The sequence below is a fragment of the Paenochrobactrum sp. BZR 201-1 genome (assembly GCF_044987585.2).
Lineage (GTDB): Bacteria > Pseudomonadota > Alphaproteobacteria > Rhizobiales > Rhizobiaceae > Paenochrobactrum > Paenochrobactrum pullorum.
In genome coordinates this window covers 448,921-469,191 of record NZ_JBJDRZ020000005.1, presented here as the reverse complement: position 1 = coordinate 469,191, position 20,271 = coordinate 448,921, and the positions used below count along the sequence as shown (strand labels likewise).

Sequence of the window (20,271 nt, the reverse complement as noted above, 5' to 3'; positions counted from 1 at the left end):
GATGGTTCCTTAAAGGCTGATAGGTCGCTTAAAGATCAGGATATGCCTGCATCAGCTCGTTCAGCGTCTGCCTGTCCGGCACATTCACTTTCAACTGATATGCGCCGATCATGGCGTTCAGCTCCCGCAAACTCAACGCCCAAAAATCTTTTGGTGCGAGGCGAAATTGGCCTAAGCCGATCTGCATCACATCCGCCCAAGGGAAAGCGCTGTCCAGATCAGATTTTGATTCAAAATGCGTGTTCAACATATTGATTTTTTGTCAGAAACTGCATTTTCTGCTGTGCCAAATGTTACCGTTAAAAGCTCGGCGACAATACGGGCAAAACCGGCAGCACCGCCATCAGCACGCATTTCTGCCACATCTTCCAAAGTCACATTATGCCCGCCACCGCGAAGGCCTGCACATAAAATACGGATCATGTCCTGTGCCGATAATTGCGCTGCAGAAAATCGGTTTAAGAGTTTAGGCAAATCATCTGCTGCAAAAGCCGATTCAAGTTCAGCCAATGCGCCGAGGGTTAAACATAATGTCCAAGGGCGGCCATCAAGCACAGCGCCCACCTCTCCGCGATGCTTATTGATCATCATGGCAATTCTCCAAAGCTGACAACACCTGCAGATTCAAGCGCCATTTCAAAGGTCACTTCGCCATCATGATTGCCGCCATATTCAAGTGCAACAATCTGGAAAAGCCCGCTCAATACACCAAAATCCGGCAAGATGATTTCCCAATTGCGGATTTCGCCTTGGAAGAAAACCTGACGCAGCAAGGCGTCGGAGACTGCATCTTTAAAAATACCGGAGCCACTCACAGACGCACGCTGTACACCGCTCGCGCCTAATAATTGCCGCCAGCGGCCGCTTGCATCCGCATCGGTCACATCAACGGTTTCGGCATTGAACGCGATACGTTTTGTGCGTAATCCTGCGCAGGTTTCAAAGCCCCCGCTTTCAAGGGCAATTTTTAAAAGAATGTCTTTACCTCTTTGTGCTGACATCAAATTCTCCGTGAAAAACATGAGCGAACGCAAAGATCCGGCAAACATCGTGGTTTACCGGTCTGCAAATTCGCTGCTTTATATAATGAGTATTGCTTAGACTGTTTGTGGCTCAGTCACTGCACGGTAACGCATGATGCCCTGATAGGCATTACGACGGTCGCTGTTTTGGGCAGAAATTTCCTGTAAATTCAGATTGACCAATACATGGCCTATAAGCTCAAGCGTCCCGTGATCCAGTTTTTGCGCAATCAACTCAATCACTTCCAATACAAATTTACGTCCGCTGCTCTGCGCCCAGATATGCAAGGAAATCAAATGCTCTTGCCCCGGCTCACTATCGGTTGACCAATCATAAACAACACTGCTGCCAAGCGTGATATAAGGAAAACCAGTCGTCGGCGGCACATGGTCGAGAATACGATTTGTGCCCAGCTTGGCGCTCACATCCGCATCATTGCGAAGAAGATCATAAATTGCTTTTTGCAAACTAATAGATGCACTCAATCTTCCCGCTCCTCTTGGCTTATTGTTTTTTGTTCGCGCCAGTTCCGCTCTGCCAGCGCCAAAGATTTCAGACGCAATGCGGTCAAAAGCGCTTCAAAACGCAATTTCACCGCCAGTCTCATGTAGTTTCCTCACGTACGAAACAAATCTGATAACGCCGCGTTTCATCGGCATCCTGAATGGCATCAATCTGGAAAATACGGCTGCCTCTACGTAGTCGCATCCCCGCTTTGATCATTTCATCAAAACGGATGGTAATGCGATGGGTTGTTTCCGGATGCCAGCGCTGCGCCAAAAAACGTGATGACGACGTAATTGCACGAATTTGTCCCCAGATGAGTGCAATTTCCTGCCAGCTTTCCGTATAACCGCCGATGCCGTCTGCTTCGGGTTTAAGCTCTTCCAGCTTTAATTCTGTGCGTAGTCTCCCCGCACTCATAAACAGCGTATTCATACCGATACCCGCTTCCAGATATCGACAAGGCGCTCAAAGTGACTTGGAAATGAAATTGGCTGAGACTGCTCGTCAAAGGCTCCACGAAATTCATATAAATGCGCCACCAGAACCAAAATGGCCTGTTTCAGCACATCAGGCACTGCTGTAGCTTCAGCACCAAAACCAACAGTCAGATCAATTTCCAGACCACTCAATGAAGACATATCGGCGCGCGCCTGCAGATAAAGCCGTTGCGGACGGCCTGCCTGTTGCAGCTTCCAGTCATCCGCATCAAATCTCACCGGAGTACCATCAGGTAAATATGCTGTTATCGCATCGACTGATGTGACCGGATAACGATAAAGCGCCAGACGATTGGAACGTGGCCAACGATCAACATGCAAGCGCCAGCTTTGTGTAATAAGCGCTAGTCCAGCGCGCGCTTCCACTGTTTCACGGGCAGTTTTAATCAATGATTGCAACAGCTCGTTTTCGCTGTCGGTTGTGATGCGAAGATAAGCGCGCGCTTCATCGATCGTCACCGGCTCGATGGCCGGAGGCGTTACAGGATGCATTGTCATAAGATTTTCCCTCTGTGAGAAACCTACATAAAATCAATATTTTATGGAAAATCGCTGAAATACAGATTCATCGATTTATTATAAATAATCTACCTGCCAAAACCGGCAGGTAATTTTCACGACTCTGGCCAAAAACCGGCAGGTATTTTTCACGTCCTTGGCCAAAAACCAGCAGGTATTTTTCACGACTCTGGCCAAAAACCATCAGGTATTTTGGACCGCATAATTCGGTTCAAAAAACGATCAGTCCGAGAATTTAAGCAGTTTGATAGCGTCAAAGTCCTGCACACCGCCACCCACACGTTTGGTGGTGTAGAACAACACATATGGTTTGGCAGAATAAGGATCACGCAATACGCGGATGCCGGCACGGTCAACCACCAGATAGCCACGAGAGAAATCCCCAAAAGCAATTGGTGTTTTGTCTTCATCAATGTCCGGCATATCTTCTGCTTCAACCAGACCAAAGCCCATAAAGCTTGCCTTGTCCCCAATGGTTGCAGGCGGCTGCCAGAGATATTGGCCGTCATTGTCTTTAAGTTTTCGCAAAGCACTTTGCGTCTTGCGGTTCATGACAAAATTGGCGTTCTGACGATAACCCGCTTTAAGCGAATAAATCAGCTCGATCAGCACATCGGAAGGGTCGGTCGCTGGTAATGCACCAGCCGCACCGGTTGCAACTGTGCCAAGTTTACCCCATGCCCAGTTTGTCTCATCAACAGTGTCATAACTCAAGAAACCTTTTGGCTTGTTGACACCATCACCATTGATGAATGCGGCACTTTCCTGTTCGGCAAAAGCTGCTTCCACTTCGGCAGAAATCCACTGTTCAATATCCACCGCCGCATCATCGAGCAGCGAAGATGTGGCTGCAGGCATGGCGTAAATTTCCATGGTCGGAAACTGCATTTCTGCCAATTGTGCCGAATTGGTCTGCGGACGCGCTGCGGTTTCAGAAACCCATCCGGTGGCCGGACCACTGATCGAAAACGGCTTTTTGAGCACAGCGCCCGAAACCTGACGCACTGTCGCCAATAATCGGATCGGCGACAAAACACTCAAACGACGACCGATCTCGGTTTCCAGTTCTGCCGGCACCAGATAGCCGCCATCAGGCCCCGAACCATAAGAATGGGCTTTCAGTTCAATGGCACGCAGGTTTTGTTCATCACCTTTACGCACATAATTTTGAAACGCATTTTTATGCTCGACATTCATGGCAGGCATATGGCCACCAAGTGTCGGGCGCGCCTGTTTCAGCACCATGTGATCCATAGCCTGTTTCTGCTCGTCCAGAGCGCGGTTAATTCTGTCGACTTTCTCGGTGATCAGCACATCGGTGCCGACATGTTTTTCTACACTTTTAAGGCGCTCGTCATTGGCTTCTTTAAAGACAGAGAATGCGCCCATAAATTCATCGAATGCAGCGCTGATATCAGCATTGTGGTTAACAGATTTGGTTTCAAGCGCGGAAGTTTCAATATGATCCATGTTTTATCCTTTTATCGAAAATAATGTGCGGCCTGACGCAAGCGTTCGGCCATGGATTGACTGTTGCTAGAAAAGGCATCCCGCGGCTCTTCCGGTCGAAATTTTTGCGCTAATGTTGCAAAGCCTTTTGCAATCACCGTGCGCGCTTCTTGTCGGCTGAGCCCCGCATCCCGCGTGAGCCAGCGTTCAAATTCTCTGATGGTAGGAAGCATGCCGGATTTGACCTGCCCAATGCGTGCGAGCGGCTGCATCGGAAAGGTCACGACAGAAATTTCCCATAAATCGGCTTCGGTAATATGGCGCACACCGCTACGCGCATCTTTGCGCGCCTTCACAGTGCGAAAGCCCACCGACAGGCCATCAATTGCTTTACTGCGCAGCAGTTCCAGTGTTTCACGCGCCTGTGCCACACCTTTGGCAAGCCGCCCCTCGACATAAAGCCCTTGGGCGTCTTCACGAATTGTCGTCCAGATGCCAATCGGCTCGGTTGCTTCATGCTGCCACAACATGCGAATGCCGGTAGCGTGCCGACGCTCCAGCGAGCGCGTAAAAGCACCGGCATCCATCACATCATTACCCAGATCCACCACGCCAAAAAGGCTGGCATAACCGGAAAAACTACCATCCAGTTCTACATTATCCAGCTCAAGCGCCATGCGCTTGGTTTCCAGCAGTGAAGTTCTATCCTTCATGCTTCTCCGCCTCTTTTGATTGTTTTTTATTAATAACCTCAACCGCAGGGAGATTAAGCTTCAACCGCTCGACAAAGCGGTTAAAAACCCCAAGCGCCGACCATGCCGCAAGGCTTGCAACAGCCGATCCCATCAACATCAGCTCCGCCCGCCCCAAGCTGTCGATGAGTTCAAATTTTTCAGCAATCTTAATGCCGGCAGCACTGCCAAAAACCATGCCGCAAATGAGGCCAACTGCAAATCGCATCGCCGCCTCGCGCCGCCCCTGCGGCAACATATAACCAAGTGAAACAGCCGATCCCGCCACAGCACCGGCAATGCGTGCAATCCAGACAAGCGCTGTTTCAGACGTCCATACCGGATTATCAAGCGTATTCATTGCTCTCTCCGTTATTCAGATAAGTTCTGTTCAATAGCCAACCGCCTCGCGCTTTTCGTCGGCGTTCAAGAAATCCGCATCACTGATGCGACGCCACAAAGCTTCTCGCTCAGCTGACAAGCCATCAACGCGGTCAAGATCAGGTTCGAAACGTAAATCACCGTTATAAAGAGGCTTCAGCCAACCACTCATGGCATTGGCGGTTCGGTTAATCAGCGGCAGCACTGTCAGCCGGTAAAAAGCGCGATTGGCCTCGGCATAATTGGCGTAAGTATTATCACCCGGAATACCAAGCAGCATCGGCGGCACACCAAAAGCCAAAGCAATTTCACGGCTGGCAGCGTTTTTAGCCTCAATGAAATCCATGTCTTTCGGCGTCAGCCCCATGGCTTTCCAATCAAGGCCACCCTCCAAGAGCAATGGCCGCCCTGCACCATTGGCGCCCGTATAGCCATCTTCCAACTCGTCTTTCAGACGCTGAAATTGTTCTTCAGTAAGATTACCGCCATCTTTAGGTGCATAGACAAGCGCACCGGAAGGACGCGCTGAATTATCCAGCAACGCCTTGTTCCACGCGCCTGCAGCATTATGAATATCAAGCGCCATGAGTGCGGCTTCCAGCGGCGGGAAACCATAATGATCATCCAGCGGATGAAATAATTTCAGATGCAAACCACTGCTTTGCTGATTGTACCCCAGCGGAATGATGCGTTTTATATTACCTGCCCGATAAAGCATTGCAGACGGCCAGCCATTCCCGTCACATTCCACACTCACCCGCTCAGGCCGCAATAAATGCAATTCATGTGTGCCATTGGGTGCGGTTATCCGCTCCATATACGCATTGCCGGACAATAATAAGTGGCCATAAAGACGCTCGAAAAAGCTGGCACCATCCTGCCCTTGCTGCGGATGTTTCATCAGTTGCAAAAGCGGATGGACCTCATGCTCGGTCACATCTTCATAGAGCAGCCAAGGCACCGAGGCTGCCGCTTCTGCAATCATCCGCACGCAGCGATGTACCACGGGATTACGCATAAAGCCTTCCCGCGCCAGCGAGGTATAATCTCTTGCAACCCAGGAAGCCGATTGCGCCATATGCAAAGTGACAAAACCGGTTGAATGTTTCATTTCCGCTGGACGCGCAGCCGCAGCAGATGGAAGCGTAGCACTTTTGCGCCACGGCCATGATAATGCCATTGGAAGGCCCTCATATTTAATCGAGAATTATGTATTCAGCCGCCGGATACGTGGCTTATATTCGCTGCCCAGCATCAATTCGCTAAGCGCCCACACCATGGCATCAAGCCGGTCAGGCGAGCGCCCCGATGACAAACCATCAGGGGCAAAATCACACATTTCATCTTCCAGCGCCGGAAAGCGTGCTGCATGACGAACACGTCCCTGCTCATAAAGTGCTGCAACCGGTTCAGCGCGCAGATATTTGCCTCGTTTTGCCCTGACTGATCGCACCGGCACGGATGTATCTTGTGCACCAATCACAGCATTGACCATCTCGCCGCCCTGATTGACCTCTGCGATAATCGCATCCGCCTCGAACTGATGATAGAGTGTCACGGCGCGTTGCGCCCATTGATGCGGTTTGACTTGGTTCATACTGGCGTCCAGCAACACATGCCCGACACCATTTTCGTCAATGCCAGCAACTATAATGCCACAGGCATCGGAGTTTTTGCCGGAACTGGCAGGCGGATCCACCGCCACGACAATGCGTGTAAGTTCCGGTGTAACCGCACAAATCACATGCTCGATCATATCACGCGACCACAATGCATCGGCGCGCTCTTCAATCATCTCGCCGTCCAGTTCCTGACGCCCAAGACGCGTATTGCCATAGCGCTCTTCGATGGAGCTTATAAAAGCACTAGCCAGATGCGCCGCATTCTCACTGGTTTTCATCCGCGTGACGGGGATGTTTTTATCATCAAGCAGATGCCGCAACAGCGGAACAGCCCGCGGCGTGGTGGTGATGATCTGGCGCGGATTGTCGCCAAGCCGAAGACCAAACTGCAACATGTCCCATGTTTCTTGAGCATGTTTCCATTTGGCTAATTCATCACACCAGGCCGCATCAAATTGAGGCCCGCGCAGACTGTCCGGATCTTCTGATGAATATAATGAGGCAATTGCCCCATTTTGCCAAACCAGCCGACGCCTTGTCGCTTCATAGCGCGGGCGTTCCAACCGCGAGACAGACAAAATGCCCGAAGGCCCGTCAATCATCACCTCGCGAATATCGCCAAGCGTTTCGCCAACCAATGCAATATGCCCGCTGGCTCTTTTCGTAAATGGTGCTAACCCAAGCGCCATACCGGACACCCATTCAGCACCTGCACGTGTTTTTCCCGAACCGCGCCCGCCCAAAATCAGCCAGCTACGCCAATTACCAAGAGGTGGTAATTGTGCATCACGCGCCTGAAACAACCACTCCCTGCTCAATGCTATTTTCTGCTGCACACTCAGTCCGGCGACGCAGGATTTCAGCCGCCCTTTCTCCCGCAAGTTCGTTTATTCTCCTGTCAATTTTTTCCAAAGCCGCGCCAATACCGGTCAAATCATCATGGGTATTAACGCCAGTTTCAGGCTCGGCGCTACCTTCCCGCATCAGCTCCACGACTGTTTTCACCGTGCGCGCCAAGGCAGTCAGCGCATCGGCAGAAGATTTATCCGGCAGACCACTATCATTGGCAAGGCGTGCAAGCTCCGTTTGCAACTTCACCATGATACCCGCCGCTTCACCATAAAGACCAAACGGATTTTCAATATGCGCACTCACCAAACCAAGCTTCAAAAGGCGCTTGCGATAAGTGCTTTCTGTTATGCCTAAAACACTCGCCATTTCCATTGCTGCAATATTATAACGCTGCTGCATACGCGCAGCCGCTCGTAATTTTGCGATAGCTTTATTTTCAGAGCTTTCTCTCACTGAAAAATCTCCGTTTTACATCTAAAGAAAAAGCCTTATCAGCCCCGCCAATAATGCTCATTCTGTTATCAAAATTTATGGATTATCTTTCCAGCCTAACAGCATAGCATAAATTGCTATATCCGCTCTTCTTCAACACTGTGTTTAGACGCAATTACCGAACTATAACTAATACCTACCTTAGAACCGTGACACGGTCAAGGATTATTTTCCTAACACGGATTATTTTCTCAAATCCATGATAAGTTTCTGGTTACCTTAATCGACAATTCAATTTTAAACACACACGCTTTCAAAAAATCTTTGTTATACTCTCCTTTATATAAACTATAAAAGCCAGAAACGCATTGATTTAGTAATAAAAGCACTGTTATGCAGAATATGAACGAGCCGGAAAATAGCATCTCAAAACCGCGCCGAAAATTTCGTGTATCGCGGTTAATCGGATTCGATGCGTGGCTTGATAGCAGCTTTTATAATTTAAGATTCTTTTTCAGCGAGTTTTGGGAAAATATTACTATTTTCTTCCGCCGTTTTCGCGTGCGTGGTTTTCGCCGTTTCTTGATTGAACTCTTAAGCGAATGCGCCACTTGGGGCACCGTTGGCGCTGTATTGATGCTGGCGCTTGCCCTGCCCGCCTTTGAAGAAACCAAAAAAGACTGGCGCGCACAGGATAATTACGCTGTTACTTTCCTTGACCGCAACGGTAATGAAATCGGCCAGCGTGGAATTTTACATCGTGAAGCTGTGCCGATTGATGAATTACCAGACCATGTGATGAAAGCCGTTCTTGGCACCGAAGACCGTCGTTTCTTCGAGCATTTCGGCATTGACCTATGGGGATTGTCACGCGCCTTCAGTCAAAACATGCAGGCAAACGGCGTTGTGCAAGGTGGCTCCACAATCACCCAGCAATTGGCCAAAAATTTGTTTTTGACCAATGAACGCACCATTGAGCGCAAAATCAAAGAAGCATTTCTGGCGCTTTGGCTCGAAGCCAATTTGAACAAGAAAGAAATTTTGCAGCTTTATCTTGATCGCGCTTATATGGGCGGCGGCACATTCGGTATTGCGGCGGCATCAGAATTTTACTTCGGAAAAAATATCAAAGACGTCAATCTTGCCGAAGCGGCTATGCTTGCAGGGCTTTTTAAAGCACCAGCCAAGTTTGCTCCTCATGTCAATTTGCCAGCCGCACGCGCGCGCGCCAGTGTTGTGCTATCCAATATGATTGATAGCGGCATGATGAGCGAAGGCCAGATTATGGCTGCCAAGCGTAATCCGGCGAGTGTCATTGACCGCGCCAAAAGCGACAGTCCTGATTATTTCCTCGACTGGGCTTTTGACGAGGTCAAGCGCGTCACACAAAATTTGCCGCAGCATTCATTGATTGTGCGCACCACACTGGATCGTGGCATTCAAAAGGCTGCCGAAGAAGCAATCGAGTTTCATTTACGAACATTTGGCACCGAATATAAAGTAACCGAAGCTGCAACCGTCGTGCTTGACCATGATGGCGGCGTGCGTGCCATAGTTGGCGGCAGGGACTATGGTGAAAGCCAATTTAATCGCGCCACTTCCGCCTCGCGTCAGACCGGCTCATCCTTCAAGCCCTATGTCTATGCGGCGGCGATGGAAAAAGGCATGACACCGGAAACCATTGTTTCCGATGCGCCCATTGCCTGGGGCAATTGGGCACCACGCAATTATGGCCGAAGCTTTTCCGGTCGTGTCAGTCTCACCACCGCACTGGTTAAATCGCTCAACAGTGTGCCGGTTCGCATTGCCAAAGACCATTTGACTACCGCCCCGATCGTGGCGCTTGTCAAAGCCATTGGTGTGCAATCACCTGTTTCATCACATAAAACCATGGTTCTTGGCACATCTGGCATGACGGTGATGGAACAAGCCATGGGATTTAATGTTTTTGCCAATGGCGGCATGGCAGGCACCAAGCACGGTTTCACGCAAATCACCACGAGCGACGGTCGCATCATTTGGGATTTGAAGCGTGACGGTGAAAAACCACATCGGGTACTTTCTGAGAAAGCAGCGATTGATATGAACTCCATGCTGGTGCAAGTGCCGGAATGGGGAACGGCGCGTCGCGCCAGTCTGCCCATGACCAGGGTTGCTGGAAAAACCGGCACCACCCAAAGCTATCGCGATGCCTGGTTTGTTGGCTATACGGGCAATTTCACGGCTGCTGTTTGGTTCGGCAATGATAATTTCAGCCCAATGAATAATCTGACAGGCGGTATTCTTCCGGCCATGACATGGCAACGGATGATGAATTATGCGCATCAAAATGTGGAACTCAAACCAATTTTCGGTATTAAAAATCCGTTTCCCGCGAAGCCTAAAAATGCACCGGAAACACAAATTGCTACACATGATGACAGCGATATCCAACGCCCGACATTGCTGACCCCGCACATGACCAAATTCTTGCAAAAACTGCATAATGATTTTGTCAATGCACCAGCATTGCCTGATACCAGTGGGCCTAAAAATTTAAGCCTTTTATAAAGGGATCACCTGATGAGGCTTATTTTACGTAATCTTTCTTCTATCCTGTTTGCACTCGCTATAGCGCTTGGCGGCGGGATATGGTCAGCACGCTGGGCATTGGATCATTTTGGTGGTTTCAGCGAGCTTGCTACCGGTGAATGGATTTCTTATCCGCTCGCCGGAAGCTCTCATGCTGATCCTTATGCAAAAGGGCGCTCCGCACGCTTAGGCAATCTTTCACTGGGAGCGGCGGAAGGTTTGATTTTTTATGCCCGCTCAAGCAGTGACGGCAGAGCTTTAATGCGTGGCTGCACTTATAAAATGTCCGGCACCAGCCCCAATGCACGCTTCTGGACACTTTTTGCGACCGATGACAAGGGAGTACTTTTGTCAGACAATGAATATCTGCCGACATCTCTTCTTTCAAATAATGTCGCAAAAACTGGCAATGGAGATTTTGAAATCACCATCAGTCCGCAAGCACAGGACAATAATTGGCTAAGTGTCAGCGGTAGCGGCCAGTTTACACTGGTGATGACGCTTTATGATACACCAGTTGCCAGTTCTGCAAGCTTCAGCGAGATCACCATGCCCCGCATTACAGCACTTCGTAACGAGAGCAAATGCTGATGCTCAGATTTCTATACGCAGGGCTGCTTGGTATTGTCGGAGCTGCGATTATCCATATTCTGGTCGTTTTACTGGTTCCGACTTATTCCGATCAAAATGCATGGTCACAGATCAGTAAACTTGGTGAACCTCATAAGTTTCATGATTTGTCAAAGTTACAGCGATTGACTGCTTCCTCCGATCCTTATTTCATTGAAGCTGCATGCCGTTTCGAACTCGCAGATCAAGCCATCCATGTACATGCTGAAGGTTTGCTGCCCTTCTGGTCTGTTTCCATTTACAATCGGCAAGGTGACAATCTGTTTAATTTCAATGACACAATTTCTGCTGATGGCGATCTTGATCTCATCATTTCGCCTTTATCACTTGCCTCTGCGTTAAAAACCAGTCTGGCAGAAGCACAATCTCATTCCGTATTGATCGAGCAAGATATTTTAGAGGGTATTGTTACACTGCGAGGCTTGGTGCCAGATGCCAGCTGGCAAGAACTTGGCAGGCAGACTTTAGCCGGTGCCAGTTGCACGCCTCTCTAGCGCGTATCCGCACATTTATTTTTCAACACGGTTAATAAGTTGCTAAGTGTTATTAGTTAAATTGAAACGGACTGTTCTTTTGTATGAGCAGTTTCAGTTCAGTGTAGCAGCGGAGTAGCAAGCGTGACCCGTGATCAGTATCGCGCCTTAGAAGGGTTTTCAATCAGCCGTAACCCTGCTGACAGCAAAGCAGATGATTTGCTGACGGCTGCCATCTCAGGCTATGCATCGATCACCCGCCCCGGTCGACAGGAATTGTTGCAGCTGGAAGATCTCGCCATGCCGTTGATTGATTATGCAACGGCCAAGGGCAAACGCGATGCGGCCATGCGATTGGTGCATATGCAGGACGCACCGCACAGTCTCGTTTTCAAACTGGCACATGAGCCAACCAATATTTCTGCACCCCTTTTGCTACGCTCCGATGCATTGTCAACCAGCGACCTTCTGCATTTGATTGAATCACGCGGCATCGGGCATGCACGCATTGTTGCCCGCCGTCATGATCAGGATGCGTTGCTTATTGGTCTATTGCAAAGCTTTGACGATGCAGAGATCAACCAAATTCTCGAACGTCAAGGCCATTTGCCGAGCCTGCATAATTCTGAACAGATCGCCAAGCCGCAAGCGGAAAAAACCAATTCGCAAAAGCTGATGCAAATTCATCAGCAGCTCAATATGATGATGCGGGATGCGAATGTAGATTTAGAGCATTCCGTTAAGCGTAATTTACCGCCTCAATCGGCTTATCAAGTGCCGGAAAATCACCTGATCGACAGCGCATTGCTGATCAATTGCGATTTTTTCCGCACCGCGCTGGCCGATGCCCTCGGCGTCAGCCTGGAGCGTGCAAAACACATTATTGGTGAGTGGCCCAGCTCACAATTACCAATCGCTCTTAAAGCGCTTAATCTAAGTGCGCAGGATTGCTATCTGATCATGACGGCCGTGCTTGGTACCATTCATGGTGATCGTGACAGTTTGCGGGATTTTGTAAATATTTATCGCTCGATCAAACCGGAAACAGCTCAGCAAATCATTGAGCGCTGGAAAGCGGAAGATAATATGATTGAGCATGGCGGCCTCAAAAAGACAGCCATATAAGGTGCCTCAGAGATAAAGATCAGGCACGATTAAAATATAAGGTGTCAGATCCTCAATATCTTCGATCTCCAAAACCCATAAGTCGCTGTCGAATTTTTTCTCACTCGCAAGGCGCTTGTCAATTGTCTCACTATCTACCTGATCCATTGACAAGATAAAGCCGCGCTCTTCCGGCTTGCGTTCATCATAGGCGCTTTGCGGTGCCGGTGCATAAAGCGTCCATAATTCTTCATGGAAGCTCTGTGACTGTACGCGCTTTTTAATAAAGATCGCTCCTGCTTCACCGGAGCCGCGCTCCGCCAGATAGGCAAAGCCACCATCCAAGCGAATACGCTTTATAAGAGCTGTAACCCAAAATTCCGATGTTACCCGCATTCTCTAAACCTTGTCAGCTGATCAGTCCAATTTCGCGCATTTTTCCGATCAACTGTGCATCCACCTGTCCGGTAATCTGCATATCAAAGAGTTTCTGAAACTCACGGATTGCATCTTGAGTGGATTTTCCTGCCACACCATCTACGATGATCAGGTCATTTCCAAAGGCTTTTAGCCCTGCCTGAACTCGCACTATATCCTGCGATGTAACGGGCTGCGCATTAGTGGTCAATGATGCCTGAACGGCTTCTGGACGTGCTGGTTTTTCAGGTTTCACATCAATCTTTACAGAGGGTGTTTCCTGCTTCAATGAAACATTGGACGTAACCACTTTATCAATCGACACAGTATTTTGCTGACGTGGCCGTGCTTCCGGCACTGCAACCTGAAGGATATTTTCAATAGTCGACGAAGCTGGTGCTTTTTCCAGTTCTGATGTCGTGGGCGTGTTCACACCGGCCTTCTGCTGCAATAATTGCCATTGCTCGACAGCTTGGCGCGTTTTAGGACCAGGCAAACCATCGACAGTACCATCATATAGGCCAAGCGAGCGTAATTTTTGCTGTATTTTTGCTATTTCCAAATCAGCATTGGGTGCCAAAGCCGGCAATTCATCCGTCAGCTCGACACTATCCAATGAAGCTATCTGGCTCGATTTATCCTGAACTTCATCAGCTGGCTTTAAACTTTGCGACACATCAGGTGTTGGTGCAGCCTGTTTGTCATTATTATTGGCAGCAGACGACAAAAGACTTGGCTTCGGGGTGGGTACAAAAACCAGTTCCGGACGTGTGCGAAAAAACGTATTGTCATGCGATTGCGGCTGGTACCACAATGCATTGGCCGACACAAATCCCATGACAACCAGAAAAGCGGTGGCACCACCGGTTAAAACAGGATTGCGAACCATAAATCTGCCGGCGAACAAAGCTCCCGACGAAACCGTGGTGAATAAAAATCCGACCAAACGTTCGCTAAGACTATGCGATCTTTCGTTCCTGCGACTGTTTCTTCTCACCGGATTCTTCCTGCCTGACATAGTGCCTTCCAATCTGTAGACGGTTGATATTCAAAACCGTCACGCTTTCCTCTTTGTCCTTTTCAGCCTGCGCTTTCAATTCCTGCTGTTGCCAGCCCAGATCATTAACCGGCCCCGCCAATGGCAAACGTATAGTAACAATTGTGCCTTTACCGAGACGGCTTGAAATTTCAAATTGTCCTTCGTGTTTTTCAACTAAGGTTTTCACCAGTGAAAGTCCTAAGCCCGCTCCTTCGGCGCCAGAAAAAGCACTGTTTCCCACCTGCGTAAAAGGTTGGCCAAGGCGTTCGATATCAGCTTCTGCAATGCCTACACCATTATCAGAAATGGTGAAAACCATCTGCTCGCAATTGCTAATATCTTTAAACCCATCCAATGTCACACAGCCACCCTTAGGGGTAAATTTCACTGCATTGCCCATCAGATTGATCAAAATCTGCTGCACGGCACGCTGATCTGCAATCATGTTGCCGATTGAATTGCGAATGCGGTCACACAAAATCACCTGTTTTTGTTCGGCTTGTGGTGCAAGGACATTCATCGACAGATCAACAGCGTCGCGGATGGAGAAATCCTTCGGCATAATCTGATAAGTACCCGCCTCAATCTTGGAAGCATCCAGGATAGTATTAACGATATCCAACGAATAAAGCCCTGAACGTTGAATCAATAAAGCATAATCACGTTGCTTTTCATTTTCAAAACGGCAGCCCATTTCATGCAGCAATATATCCGAAAAGCCGATAATCGCGTTTAGCGGATTGCGCAATTCATGGCTAAGTGAGGCAAGTGCATGACGGCGAGAGCTGACCACCTCTGCTAATTCAACTTTGAGATTTGCCAGATCGTCGACCTGTTGCATTTCTTTACTGCTATCAACAGCCGCCAGATAGATCATCTTTCCGTGGTCTGATTCAATTAAGGCACCAGAAATACGGAAATAACGATACTCAACGCTTTGTTGATTATCCTCATCTGTCACCACATGACGAATGCGGACATGACAAGCATTTTTACCAATATCACGTTGATGGCGGATATCAGCCATTAACTGCAAATAATAAATACGATCTGACACATGGATACGATCCAGCAATGAAGTACCAATGACCACATCACGGCCAAGACCTAAAATATGAGATGAGTGCTGCGAAACATCCGTGATCATACCATCAAGATCGAGTTGCAAACCCAAACCACCGAATACTTTTTCGAACAAAGCTATTTGATCAGGCGCATTTGTTTTGTGCTGTCTGCTCGACTTGATCCAATGCTGATATAAATTGTCATGAAGAGACGAACAGCTTTGTATTGCTGCCTGCACTTTCTTCATTAAACTTTTAAGCACTGAAACCAATTGGTCTTACTCTCTATGATGATGGTCGTGGGGCGGTATCAGACAATACTGACGACAGCCGTTCCTTTGCACCATGAAGGTCAGCCTTTAATGAAAGGATAAAAATCAGCACTTTGAAGTCTTATTTGCGGATTTAGAGCCCATGAAAACCCAAGCTTTTACAACTATGGTAAATGGATAGTTTAGTCTCGGCGGATCAATATTAAAAAAACCGCGATTCTTGGTAAGGTTTACGCATTCAGCGTTGATTAATTGATCATTATAAATGCTGGTTTTGCCTCAAAAATGATACATTTGCATTCTGATTAAAAAACATAAATCCATAATTTAACGTCTCATTGATGCTCAGCATGATAAAAGCACATTCAAGACTTATAGTAAGGTAATTGTACAAGGCATGATAAGAAAATGATACGGTTCATCATCAAATCCGTGTTTTGGCTGTCACTGGCCTTTATTGTCATGCCCAAAATCATCAATACCGATACGGATCAAACCCAGCGCCAAGATGCTGCCATTGTGCTGCCTCCCAAAGAAAAAATTGATGGTCTGATTGCCGCCGGTCAGACTGCGGCAGAGGTTGGCGGATTTTGTTACAGTAATCCGCAACTTTGTATCGATGGTAAAAACATGCTTTCTGCAGCAGGATCGGGATTGCTGAATGGAAGTAGCAAATTGCTTGATTTTTTAAGTGATCAGTTCGGCTCTGAGACAACACAAGATAAAACGCCACACACAGATACAGAGCACTCAGCTCCAACCGCACCAGATCATCAAGTGCCATTACCGCGCTACAGGCCATAATGAACGTCAAATAAATAATATTGTTAGGGTGACGTAAGCTTGTGGCTGCGTTATACAAGTGACATTCATCAAGGTTCACGCATTAAGATGCACTGTAAAGCAAGACGACCAAGATTATGACCGACAGCAAAATCGACAGCATTATTTCCGATTTCGAGTTTCTGGATGATTGGGAAGACCGTTATCGTTATGTAATAGATTTAGGCAAAGATCTCAGCCCTTATCCTGATGATGCAAGAAGTGCGGAATATAAAGTGCAAGGCTGCGTCAGTCAGGTCTGGTTAAAATTACTACCATACGAAGGCAATGACCCTGTTTTGGTATTTTTAGGCGATTCCGACGCACACATCGTGCGCGGATTGGTGGCATTGGTGCTGGCGTTTTATGAAGGCAAACACGCTTCCGAAATCATTCGTACCGATCCGGAAGAGCTTTTGAAAACATTGGGGCTTGATGAACACCTCACCCCACAGCGCTCCAATGGTCTGCGCTCAATGATCAGCCGTATTCGTGCCGAAGCACAAAAAGCATTAAGTTGATACTTATAATGACGGGCGATAATCATAAGCGCCCCAATGTAAAACACCAGATGATGATCTACGCTGAGCTACCGGATGATAGTGCCGGTGCAAAATCGACAGACCCGTTTTGATCATCATTTTGGCTGAACGTGCTGGCCAATTTCTTTCTGTTTCGACCTGACCTAAGGTTTTTAAAAAGCAGCAAATATCGACTAAAGCACCACTTAATTCAGGCCCTACTGCATCCAGTGCTTTTTCGACCCTTATACGTGCGGCCATGGCTGCATCGCTTAATTCCACTCCGCCATGGCAGATACCACGGCTATGAGTTTGCACATCTGCATTCCAATGCGAAGTCACACGCGGCATCATCAAACCCCGGGTAAAGTCCGAGCGCAAACGTTCGCCTGCATTAAATTCTGCATCTGTTAAAAAACTTTGCTTTGCTGCATTTTTCATGCGGTAAAGAACAGCAAGTGGCGATTCAGCCAAATTTAGCTTTACCTTTTTTGCTCTGCCCTGATCAGAAAGCTGAACCTCTGCAATATGTCGGTTCTTTTGATAAACAAGATAATCAATGCCCTGCGGGCTCAAACTTAGAATTTCTCCCTTACCAGCCTGCAAATACCCCTCTCTGGCCAAAGTAACCAAGCAATCTTGCGTAACAGAAATTGTGCCATGTTCAGAATTTAAGAGCATCATGTCGCGCGCTGCCGCCTGCTCAGGTTTGGCCGGACTCTTATGAAGAAATTTCAGTACCCTTATCATCGCCAAATTACGCTCTGCATTATGCTGAACATTCATTATTTTGCCCTCCAATGAATAGAAAAAGCAACAGCGACTATTCTTTCAAAATTATGTAGGATTTGATCGAAATCCGCATCATCACGCATATTTTCAATTTGATGACACGCATACATGACCGTTGACCTATCACGGCCAAAGCCCGCCGCAACGGTCGTCATCGTCATGCCGAACATCGTATGGGCGACGTACATACCAATTTGACGAATTCGCGCAATTTCTTTAGTTCCACGCACGGAATTACGTAATTCACTTCCTGAAACACCGAAAGCGTCACTGAGCAAATCGATAAGGCCGTCACAAATTTCCAGTGCTTTTTTCTTGAACCGTACTGACCGTTTTTTTAAATTGTCCAGCCGAACCGGCCGTATCTGTCGTGCGGCAATCATTTCCAAGGCCTCGTAAACCTCGGCCTCGACACGAATAACGCCGGAAAACTGAAAAGACATATACCCCTCCACTAAATAGGAATATATTCTTATACACTATCTTGCAAAAACGAGGATAACTTTCTTATAGGAATCAGTTAATTTTGAAATTATCCTCAGCATAATGTAAAAAATCACATTTATTAAGGATTATTATCCTACAGTGACATAAATATAAGACAATGATCCCAACCCCTGAGATTCTACTCAGACGTCAATTATCAAAAAAACGGGATCATCATCACATGCAAAGCATCAATCTTAAACAAAGTATCGCGATCTTTCAGGCCGAAAAACAACGCATAGCCATGCACGCAACACAGCGTGCAGCCTTACAAATACTAGCCAATATCGATATGGAGAAAATTTTGTCTGCTCCATTGACAGAACAAAAAAGCGCCACCAAAAAACTACGCCGTCTCATCGAGCGGGAAAGATTGAAAGGCAATGCCGGACATTGGTCTTATGATCTCAACCGCCATATCGCCCTCAAACAAGCACTCGACCGGTTAAGAATTACCATGCAAGAAAGAACAGCATCCATCTCTCTTCAATAGAAATTATATTTCGTTAAAAAAATAAAAAACCATACTCTGGCAAAACATCCAAAGTATGGTTTTAAAATGATCAATGAAGACTTAGCGCATCAAAGAAGCTGAGTAATAAATCAAGCTTCTTTTGCTTTGCGGCCAAGGCCCATTTTCTTAGCAAGGTTGGAGCGTGCTTTGGCGTAATTTGGCGCAACCATCGGATAGTTTGGCTCCAAATCCCACTTTTCACGATATTGTTCAGGGGTCAGATTAAAGTGGGTCATCAAATGACGCTTCAGCGACTTGAACTTTTTACCATCTTCAAGGCAGATGATATAATCATCATGCACTGACTTCTTTGGATTCACAGCTGGCTTCGGTTTTTCAACCACCGGCACTTCTTCAACACGCACTTCAGTACGGGAGAATGCAGCATGAACATCCGTAATCAGTGCCGGAAGATCGCTCGGACGAATGGAATTATTGCCAACATAAGCTGCAACGATATCAGCTGTTAAGCTTAACAGCAGATCGCGGCTAGCATCATATTCGTCGTTATGGTCCATCTGAGTTCCTTTAATTATATTAGTGCAAGACATATCTGGGGGCCGATATGATACTTGGCGAAGAAATCAAGCTGATAACTTGTTAGTTATATCTGCATCCCGCTTATTCAAGGGGGATATGACGAATTACATGCAAAAAGTCAAATATTTTTACTCTATTATGCTAAAATAATCAGCATAAATCCTTCAATTAATGCAATTCAGCTCACCATAAATTGGGATATACTAAGCATACATTTTTATTATGAAGGAAAAATGCTTTACCAACAGGAACTTATCACCGTTTTAAGTGGTAAGTTAATTATGAACTACATTACAATCATAAAAATTAGCACACTAATAGATATCCATAATTACGGCTACTTCATGTCAAGTGGAGGAACTATTGTATATTAGTGTCTTTATCATAGGCCACACATAAAACTATATTTAACCGGATGATCAAAATTTTAAGTGCCCTGAGATATGCAACACAATGACGTGAGTTCAACTCCATGAAGGACATTGCCACCACAAATTGCTATTATGGTTTTGACAAATAAAATCACTGCTTCAAAGGAAAAACCCATGTCCGATCAAACAACACGTAAACGTCCACTTAAAGTTATTAAAACAGATGCAGAATGGCGTGAGCAATTAACTGAGATTCAATATCAGATCACCCGCCAACATGGTACAGAACGTGCCTTCTCAAGCCCTGATTTCAATAGTCATCTGCAAGGCAAATATCTCTGTGTCTGCTGTGAGCAACCGCTCTATAGCTCCAAAGCCAAGTATGATTCCGGCTCCGGCTGGCCAAGTTTCTTTGAACCTATCAATGACGATGTGATTGCATTGTTTGAAGATCATTCCTATGGCATGCATCGCACCGAAATCCGTTGCGCGGATTGCGATGCCCATTTAGGCCATCGTTTTCCTGACGGTCCGCAGCCTACAGGATTGCGGCATTGTATTAATGGCAATGCGCTGATCTTTGTCGAAGATATAGCTTCGTAATTAAGCCGCTTCCATCCTGTTCTTCACATCGAAATACCG

27 protein-coding genes are annotated in these 20,271 nt (G+C 47.2%); 8 read left to right on the top strand and 19 right to left on the bottom strand.

Annotated elements, in window-relative coordinates; translation table 11 throughout:
- Positions 1-28: 28 nt before the first annotated feature.
- From ACI0FR_RS04930 to ACI0FR_RS04870, 13 genes are all read right to left on the bottom strand, one after another.
- On the bottom strand, positions 29-250 hold the full coding sequence (locus tag ACI0FR_RS04930) for a rcc01693 family protein (RefSeq protein ID WP_374830000.1): 222 nt from the start codon (positions 248-250) through the stop codon (positions 29-31).
- Positions 244-591 (bottom strand): gene transfer agent family protein, encoded by a 348-nt coding sequence (locus ACI0FR_RS04925; protein ID WP_374829998.1) that lies wholly within the window; start codon positions 589-591, stop codon positions 244-246. Before ACI0FR_RS04925 ends, ACI0FR_RS04930 begins: the two co-directional genes overlap by 7 nt.
- Positions 588-1,001 (bottom strand): phage major tail protein, TP901-1 family, encoded by a 414-nt coding sequence (locus ACI0FR_RS04920; protein ID WP_404906371.1) that lies wholly within the window; start codon positions 999-1,001, stop codon positions 588-590. Before ACI0FR_RS04920 ends, ACI0FR_RS04925 begins: the two co-directional genes overlap by 4 nt.
- Before the next feature lie 96 nt (positions 1,002-1,097).
- On the bottom strand, positions 1,098-1,508 hold the full coding sequence (locus tag ACI0FR_RS04915) for a DUF3168 domain-containing protein (protein WP_374829994.1): 411 nt from the start codon (positions 1,506-1,508) through the stop codon (positions 1,098-1,100).
- Positions 1,505-1,630, bottom strand: coding sequence for a hypothetical protein (locus ACI0FR_RS04910; protein WP_374829992.1), 126 nt, complete (start codon positions 1,628-1,630; stop codon positions 1,505-1,507). Before ACI0FR_RS04910 ends, ACI0FR_RS04915 begins: the two co-directional genes overlap by 4 nt.
- Positions 1,627-1,962, bottom strand: coding sequence for a phage head closure protein (locus ACI0FR_RS04905; protein ID WP_404906372.1), 336 nt, complete (start codon positions 1,960-1,962; stop codon positions 1,627-1,629). The genes ACI0FR_RS04910 and ACI0FR_RS04905 overlap by 4 nt, the downstream gene beginning before the upstream one ends.
- A complete protein-coding gene (locus ACI0FR_RS04900) occupies positions 1,959-2,525 on the bottom strand; it encodes a head-tail connector protein (RefSeq protein WP_404906374.1) in 567 nt (188 codons plus the stop codon). Before ACI0FR_RS04900 ends, ACI0FR_RS04905 begins: the two co-directional genes overlap by 4 nt.
- Positions 2,526-2,768: 243 nt before the next feature.
- Complete coding sequence (locus ACI0FR_RS04895) at positions 2,769-4,016, bottom strand: phage major capsid protein (protein ID WP_404906376.1); 1,248 nt, start codon at positions 4,014-4,016, stop codon at positions 2,769-2,771.
- Positions 4,017-4,027: 11 nt separating this feature from the next.
- Positions 4,028-4,708, bottom strand: coding sequence for an HK97 family phage prohead protease (locus ACI0FR_RS04890; protein ID WP_374829985.1), 681 nt, complete (start codon positions 4,706-4,708; stop codon positions 4,028-4,030).
- Entirely contained in the window at positions 4,698-5,087 is a 390-nt protein-coding gene (locus ACI0FR_RS04885) for a DUF6107 family protein (RefSeq protein WP_374829984.1), read from the bottom strand. Before ACI0FR_RS04885 ends, ACI0FR_RS04890 begins: the two co-directional genes overlap by 11 nt.
- A 30-nt stretch (positions 5,088-5,117) precedes the next feature.
- On the bottom strand, positions 5,118-6,287 hold the full coding sequence (locus ACI0FR_RS04880) for a phage portal protein (RefSeq protein ID WP_374829982.1): 1,170 nt from the start codon (positions 6,285-6,287) through the stop codon (positions 5,118-5,120).
- Positions 6,288-6,314: 27 nt separating this feature from the next.
- Positions 6,315-7,571: a DNA-packaging protein gene (locus ACI0FR_RS04875; protein ID WP_461667881.1), complete on the bottom strand. Its 1,257-nt coding sequence runs from the start codon at positions 7,569-7,571 to the stop codon at positions 6,315-6,317.
- On the bottom strand, positions 7,516-8,034 hold the full coding sequence (locus ACI0FR_RS04870) for a hypothetical protein (protein WP_404906378.1): 519 nt from the start codon (positions 8,032-8,034) through the stop codon (positions 7,516-7,518). The genes ACI0FR_RS04875 and ACI0FR_RS04870 overlap by 56 nt, the downstream gene beginning before the upstream one ends.
- A 381-nt stretch (positions 8,035-8,415) precedes the next feature.
- Here ACI0FR_RS04870 and ACI0FR_RS04865 point away from each other — a divergent pair, with 381 nt between their 5' ends.
- The 4 genes from ACI0FR_RS04865 to ACI0FR_RS04850 all read left to right on the top strand — a co-directional run bounded on the left by ACI0FR_RS04865 (position 8,416) and on the right by ACI0FR_RS04850 (position 12,812).
- Positions 8,416-10,563: a transglycosylase domain-containing protein gene (locus tag ACI0FR_RS04865; RefSeq protein ID WP_404906662.1), complete on the top strand. Its 2,148-nt coding sequence runs from the start codon at positions 8,416-8,418 to the stop codon at positions 10,561-10,563.
- A 12-nt stretch (positions 10,564-10,575) separates the two neighbouring features.
- Positions 10,576-11,175 (top strand): DUF1214 domain-containing protein, encoded by a 600-nt coding sequence (locus ACI0FR_RS04860; RefSeq protein ID WP_404906380.1) that lies wholly within the window; start codon positions 10,576-10,578, stop codon positions 11,173-11,175.
- The gene (locus tag ACI0FR_RS04855; protein WP_374829976.1) at positions 11,175-11,708 is read left to right on the top strand and encodes a DUF1254 domain-containing protein; all 534 of its coding nucleotides are present in this window, start codon (positions 11,175-11,177) and stop codon (positions 11,706-11,708) included. Before ACI0FR_RS04860 ends, ACI0FR_RS04855 begins: the two co-directional genes overlap by 1 nt.
- Positions 11,709-11,831: 123 nt before the next feature.
- Positions 11,832-12,812, top strand: a complete 981-nt coding sequence (locus tag ACI0FR_RS04850; protein ID WP_404906381.1) for a DUF2336 domain-containing protein — start codon at positions 11,832-11,834, stop codon at positions 12,810-12,812.
- A gap of 6 nt (positions 12,813-12,818) precedes the next feature.
- On the opposite strand, the gene ACI0FR_RS04845 is transcribed toward ACI0FR_RS04850, so the two are convergent.
- From ACI0FR_RS04845 to ACI0FR_RS04835, 3 genes are read right to left on the bottom strand one after another with little or no spacing between them, the layout of a single operon-like run.
- Positions 12,819-13,187 (bottom strand): DUF1491 family protein, encoded by a 369-nt coding sequence (locus ACI0FR_RS04845; protein WP_404906383.1) that lies wholly within the window; start codon positions 13,185-13,187, stop codon positions 12,819-12,821.
- 13 nt (positions 13,188-13,200) lie between these two features.
- A complete protein-coding gene (locus tag ACI0FR_RS04840; protein ID WP_404906385.1) occupies positions 13,201-14,226 on the bottom strand; it encodes a peptidoglycan-binding domain-containing protein in 1,026 nt (341 codons plus the stop codon).
- Positions 14,168-15,445 (bottom strand): sensor histidine kinase, encoded by a 1,278-nt coding sequence (locus ACI0FR_RS04835; RefSeq protein ID WP_404906386.1) that lies wholly within the window; start codon positions 15,443-15,445, stop codon positions 14,168-14,170. Before ACI0FR_RS04835 ends, ACI0FR_RS04840 begins: the two co-directional genes overlap by 59 nt.
- 546 nt (positions 15,446-15,991) lie before the next feature.
- On the opposite strand from ACI0FR_RS04835, the gene ACI0FR_RS04830 reads away from it, so the two are divergent.
- A complete protein-coding gene (locus ACI0FR_RS04830) occupies positions 15,992-16,387 on the top strand; it encodes a DUF5330 domain-containing protein (protein WP_404906387.1) in 396 nt (131 codons plus the stop codon).
- Positions 16,388-16,503: 116 nt separating this feature from the next.
- Positions 16,504-16,926 (top strand): SufE family protein, encoded by a 423-nt coding sequence (locus tag ACI0FR_RS04825; protein ID WP_374829964.1) that lies wholly within the window; start codon positions 16,504-16,506, stop codon positions 16,924-16,926.
- A 3-nt stretch (positions 16,927-16,929) separates the two neighbouring features.
- Here ACI0FR_RS04825 and ACI0FR_RS04820 read toward each other — a convergent pair whose 3' ends face one another.
- Both ACI0FR_RS04820 and ACI0FR_RS04815 read right to left on the bottom strand, forming a co-directional pair.
- A complete protein-coding gene (locus ACI0FR_RS04820) occupies positions 16,930-17,712 on the bottom strand; it encodes a DUF6456 domain-containing protein (RefSeq protein ID WP_374829962.1) in 783 nt (260 codons plus the stop codon).
- Positions 17,712-18,161 (bottom strand): helix-turn-helix domain-containing protein, encoded by a 450-nt coding sequence (locus ACI0FR_RS04815; RefSeq protein ID WP_374829960.1) that lies wholly within the window; start codon positions 18,159-18,161, stop codon positions 17,712-17,714. Before ACI0FR_RS04815 ends, ACI0FR_RS04820 begins: the two co-directional genes overlap by 1 nt.
- Before the next feature lie 224 nt (positions 18,162-18,385).
- Here ACI0FR_RS04815 and ACI0FR_RS04810 point away from each other — a divergent pair, with 224 nt between their 5' ends.
- Positions 18,386-18,697 (top strand): cytoplasmic protein, encoded by a 312-nt coding sequence (locus ACI0FR_RS04810; protein WP_374829958.1) that lies wholly within the window; start codon positions 18,386-18,388, stop codon positions 18,695-18,697.
- Positions 18,698-18,807: 110 nt separating this feature from the next.
- Here ACI0FR_RS04810 and ACI0FR_RS04805 read toward each other — a convergent pair whose 3' ends face one another.
- A complete protein-coding gene (locus tag ACI0FR_RS04805) occupies positions 18,808-19,236 on the bottom strand; it encodes a Ros/MucR family transcriptional regulator (protein WP_374829956.1) in 429 nt (142 codons plus the stop codon).
- Positions 19,237-19,803: 567 nt separating this feature from the next.
- Between ACI0FR_RS04805 and msrB the strand changes: the two genes are divergently transcribed.
- The gene (gene msrB / locus ACI0FR_RS04800) at positions 19,804-20,232 is read left to right on the top strand and encodes a peptide-methionine (R)-S-oxide reductase MsrB (protein ID WP_404906388.1); all 429 of its coding nucleotides are present in this window, start codon (positions 19,804-19,806) and stop codon (positions 20,230-20,232) included.
- The last annotated feature ends 39 nt before the right edge of the window (positions 20,233-20,271 follow it).